Origin of the sequence: Streptomyces capoamus (assembly GCF_014654935.1) — a bacterium.
Classification (GTDB): domain Bacteria; phylum Actinomycetota; class Actinomycetes; order Streptomycetales; family Streptomycetaceae; genus Streptomyces; species Streptomyces capoamus.
In genome coordinates this window covers 1-4485 of record NZ_BNBF01000002.1, presented here as the reverse complement: position 1 = coordinate 4485, position 4485 = coordinate 1, and the positions used below count along the sequence as shown (strand labels likewise).

The 4485-nt window shown below is 68.7% G+C and carries 6 protein-coding genes; 3 read left to right on the top strand and 3 right to left on the bottom strand.

What is annotated here, in order from left to right:
- Positions 1 to 560: GntT/GntP/DsdX family permease (locus IE312_RS38630; RefSeq protein ID WP_229898980.1), on the top strand; the 560-nt coding region annotated here is incomplete at its 5' end.
- A 37-nt stretch (positions 561 to 597) separates the two neighbouring features.
- A complete protein-coding gene (locus IE312_RS03525) occupies positions 598 to 1179 on the top strand; it encodes a hypothetical protein (RefSeq protein ID WP_306419709.1) in 582 nt (193 codons plus the stop codon).
- 3 nt (positions 1180 to 1182) lie between these two features.
- Here the strand turns inward: IE312_RS03525 and IE312_RS03520 are convergent, their stop codons facing one another.
- The 3 genes from IE312_RS03520 to IE312_RS03510 all read right to left on the bottom strand — a co-directional run bounded on the left by IE312_RS03520 (position 1183) and on the right by IE312_RS03510 (position 3769).
- Positions 1183 to 2529: a M14 family metallopeptidase gene (locus IE312_RS03520; RefSeq protein WP_189978275.1), complete on the bottom strand. Its 1347-nt coding sequence runs from the start codon at positions 2527 to 2529 to the stop codon at positions 1183 to 1185.
- Between the two features lie 188 nt (positions 2530 to 2717).
- A complete protein-coding gene (locus IE312_RS03515; RefSeq protein WP_189978273.1) occupies positions 2718 to 2915 on the bottom strand; it encodes a DUF397 domain-containing protein in 198 nt (65 codons plus the stop codon).
- Between the two features lie 2 nt (positions 2916 to 2917).
- Positions 2918 to 3769: a helix-turn-helix domain-containing protein gene (locus IE312_RS03510; RefSeq protein WP_189978271.1), complete on the bottom strand. Its 852-nt coding sequence runs from the start codon at positions 3767 to 3769 to the stop codon at positions 2918 to 2920.
- Positions 3770 to 3973: 204 nt separating this feature from the next.
- Here IE312_RS03510 and IE312_RS03505 point away from each other — a divergent pair, with 204 nt between their 5' ends.
- Positions 3974 to 4384: an ATP-binding protein gene (locus IE312_RS03505; RefSeq protein ID WP_189978269.1), complete on the top strand. Its 411-nt coding sequence runs from the start codon at positions 3974 to 3976 to the stop codon at positions 4382 to 4384.
- The last annotated feature ends 101 nt before the right edge of the window (positions 4385 to 4485 follow it).

Below are 4485 nucleotides of genomic sequence, written 5' to 3'. Positions count from 1 at the left end.
AATTCCTCGGCAGCCCCTTCGTCGCCCTGACCCTGGCCCTGCTCCTGGCCTACTACCTCCTCGGCATCCGCCGCGGCTGGTCCCGGACCTCCCTGGAGAGGGTGTCGACCGCCTCGCTCAAGCCGGTCGGCAACATCCTGCTGGTGGTCGGCGCGGGCGGGGTCTTCGGTGCCGTGCTCAAGGCGGGCGGGGTAGCCCAGGCGCTGTCGGACACCCTCCACGACGTGGGTCTGCCGGTGATCGTCCTGTCGTACCTGATCTCGCTCGTGCTGCGGGTCGCCCAGGGCTCGGCGACGGTGGCGATCGTGACGACGGCGGGCATCGTGGCCCCACTGCTGACGGAGGGTCACCACTCCCAGGCCTTCATGGCGCTCGTCATCATGGCCGTCTCGGCGGGTTCCATCTTCGCCTCGCACGTCAACGACGGCGGCTTCTGGATGGTGGCCAAGTACTTCGGCATCAGCGAGCGCGACACGCTGCGGACCTGGACGGTCCTGGAATCCGTGCTGTCACTGGCGGGGTTCGCGGTGGCGGCGGTGGTCAGCGTGTTCGTGAGCTGACTGGTTCCGGCACAGGGAAGTCGTCCATACTGCCGCCGTGGAGCAGCGCATAGGATCAGGCAGCAAGCCGTTGGAGGGCGATCCGGTGGAAGCGGAGCCGGTGAAGGCCGAGCCGTTGAGGACCGAGCCCGTGACGGGCGCCGGTTTCGACCCGGCCTTCATCCCGGGGATCACGGGGCCGACGCCCACGGGTGCGGTGGCCAAGGACCCGGTGGACAAGGCGCCGAAGCCGACGGCCGATAAGCCGACGGCCGAGGAGTCGACTGTCGAAGGGCCGACTGTCGAAGGGCCGACTGTCGAAGAGCCGGCGGACGCCGAAGCCGAGGAACCTCCGGCCGACGGCCCGGTCTTCGAGGCGTCCGACCGCCGGGCGAAGATAGTGGCCGACCACAAGGGTGTCCGCCTCAGCCTGGACGAGGAGTCCTGCGAGTTCCGCTGGGACGAGATCGCCGCCGTGGAGACGGAGTCGCCCCGCTTCGGCAAGCGCTACACGGTCACCGTGCACACGCCTGACCGCCGCTGGTACCCGATCGAGATCGAGGCGGCGGCCAGGGCGCGCTTCAAGGAGTGGGACGAGCAGCTCGACGCGGTGCTCGACGCCTACTTCGAGGAGGCCTAGCCGCTAACTGCAGTACTGGGCGGCCTTGCCGATCGACCGGTACATGCAGTCGGCGTTCTCCAGCAGCTGCAACACGGCGTCCTTGTTCCGGGAGGTCTCCCGCTCGATGACCTCATCGGGCGGGTAGAACCCTCCGTCCCAGCTGGACGTCGGGTACATCTCGAACGTGTAGTCGAAGATCTTGTGCACGCCCCAGAGGTAGTCGTCGATGGACCCGTCGGTGATGTACAGGTCGCTGGACTGCTCGGGCGTGTACCCGTTGCTGGCGGCCATCTTCTGGCCCACGGCCTTGAACGCGGCGGCGTCGTCCGCGGTCATCCCGGTGGCCGTGTCGTTGTACGTCCACCCGAACGGCCACAGCACCAGCTCGCTGTAGGTGTGGAAGTCGATGCCGGCCTTGATCTGCTGCTTGCCCCCGACGACCCGGCTGCGCACGAAGTCGGAGACGACCTTCACCTCGGGCGCGGACTCGGCGGCGGACCCGCGGTAGGTCTCCGAGGACGTCGACCCCGACGACCCGCCGCAGCAGCCCCACTTGTAGTTCCAGTTCCGGTTGAGGTCCGTACCGACATAGGAGGAGCCGGAGTTGGGCTGCCGATTCTTCCGCCAGGAGCGGTACGACCCGGTGGCGATGTCGTACTCGCCGCCGTCCGGGTTCAGATCGGGGACGATCCAGATCTCGCGACTGTTGACGATGCTGGTGATCCGCGGGTCGGACCCGTACCCCGCGCCCAGTTCCCGCAGCAGATAGAGCGCCATCTCCACCGTCAGGTGCTCGCGCGCGTGCTGGTGAGCGGTGAACAGCACCTCGGGCTCGTCCTCGTCGGTGCCCACGTTGTCACTGACCTTGATGGCGACGATGTCCCGGCCCTGGTACGACTTGCCGATCACCCGCTTGCTCATGATGCCCGGGTAGGCGGCCAGTCGCTGGTCGATCTCGGCGTTCATCTCGGCGTAGTTGTGGTACTTCGAGTCGGCGCTGGGGAAGTCGTAGAGCCGCGCCCCGGACCGCTGCGGGGCGGCGCCCAACGGCTGGACGTCGTACCCCATCCGGCGCAGCCGGCGGATCTGCTCCGCCCGCCCGGACACGACGACGCTCTCCTCGTCGGCCTGGTCGACGGTGACGCCGGCCGCCTGGATGGCCGTACGCGTCACGGGGGTCGTGCTCCGCTGGATCTCGTACTGCCGGATGTCGTCGTCGGTGGGTACGACCTTCCGTACGCCGTCGGCACGGGCGGCCTGGCCGGCGGTGGCCGACACGGGGGCGGCGAGGGCGAGGGCCAGCAGCGCGCCGAGCGCGGCGGTACGTCTGCTGCCGCGCGCACCGGAGCCGCGGATGCGAAGTCGCATGAACTCTCCTTGTGGGGTGGAGGTGGGGTGTTCGCGTGCGACGTGCGAGCACGGTCCACCGGGGCCCTGGGTGGGACTTCCTGTGGAACCGCTGTGCGGGTTGGCGCTCATGGTGAGCGCTTGACGTGACCAGGTCAAGCCTGGAGTGACGGAACGACCGGAAACGGCGCGCCGCCCCGACGGCTCCCTCAGCCGGCGGAGGGGCGCGCCTTCAGAGCCTCGATGAAGGAGACGAAGGCGCGGGCCGGGAAGCTGAGGGTGGCCCGGGCGGGGGCTTTGGAGTCGCGGATGGATATGTGGGTGCGGCGGTCGGCCACCTCTACACAGGCATCCCCCTGGCCGCCTCCGGAGAAGGACGACTTCCGCCAGATGTCAGGGGTCAGCATGCTTACAGCTCCTTCGCCAGCCTGTGGATGAAGTCACGCGACCGGTCAGGGTCGAGGGACACCGCCTCTACCCTACGGAAGAGCGTTCGATAGCGGCTGAGCTGAGCCTCGGCGTCGATGAAAACAGGGCCGCTGGGGCCGTCGCGGACGACCGTGTCGAGCCTGGGTACAGAGCCGCCCGAGTACACCATGGCGCTGCCGGATCCACCGAAGTTGTCCAGCTCGAAGGGGATGACGCGTACGGTCACGTGGTCGGCCTCGGAAAGCTCCAGCACGCGGGAGAGCTGAGCCCGGGCCGCGTTCCGGTCGCCCACCCTGATGCGCAGGGCCGCCTCATGCACCAACGCTTCGTACGGGACCGGGTCCGGGCGCTCGATGATGACCCTGCGCCTCATCCGGTGTTCCACCCATCGCTCGATGTCGCCCTCGGGGAACTCCGGGTTGACGTAGGCGAAGAGAGCGCGGGCGTACTCGGGTGTCTGCAGAAGGCCGGGAACATGCAGGAACTCCACGTCCCAGCGGTAGCTCGCATGGTGCTCCAGCTCGGGCAGGTCCATGAACGGGGTCGGTAGCCGACCCCGGTACTCCTCCCACCAGCCGCGTGTCCTGTCGGTGGCCATTGCGACCAGCGCGTCGATCAACGCGGCATCCGTACACGAGTACTGAGCCGCGAGCCGCCGTACCCGCTCCTCACTCACACCGGCGGTCCCGGCCTCGATCTGGCTCATCTGAGCCGCATCCGTCCCGAGGAGGGCAGCCGCCTCGCGTCCGTTCAACCCGGCCGCTTCCCGAAGCTTCCGCAGTTCAGCGCCCAGACGCTCCTGCCGAGCGGTGGGCTCCCGTCTGCGCGGCATGGCATCCTCCCTCACCCCCAACTGCTGGGGAACAGTGCCTCGTTCGAGGGCACATTACGACAACGACTTGCAGCGTCCCAATATGTGGCCCTACGTTCAGTGATGCTACGCAACACGCTGCGGAAGAGCACCGCGCCGCCCTGCCATGACGGCCGCGGCAAGCCACCGCATAGTCATCCCCTTGCTGAACGGAGTTGCTGAGCCATGCCCGAAAACGAACCCTGGGACTACACGCTCTACCTCCCCAACGACCCGAGAGCCGTGACCGTCTGCCGCCGCACCCTGCGCGCCATCCTGACGATGCACGACCTGGCGGGGTTGGCGGAGACGGCGGAACTCCTGGCCACGGAGCTGGTGTCGAACGCGGTACGGCACACCAAGGGACCGGCGGCGTTGCGGGTGCGGCGCTCGCGGGAGGGCCTGGTGTGGATCGGGGCGTGGGACACGGACCCCGCGCCGCCGGAGCCGCCGGTCCCGCTGGGGCAGGCGCTGGAGTCGGAGGAGGGGCGCGGGCTGGGCCTGGTGACGGCCTGCGCCCAGCACTGGGGCTGGCAGCCGTCGGCGCGGTTCGGGGACCGGGGGAAGTACGTGTGGTGCGAGCTGGGGGTGGCGTGATGGTCGGCTCGTCGCATGAGGCGTTGCACCGGATCTTCCAGAAGGATCCGACGCTGCTGACGAAGGCGTTACAGAGGGTGCTGCACGTGCCGTTCCCCGAG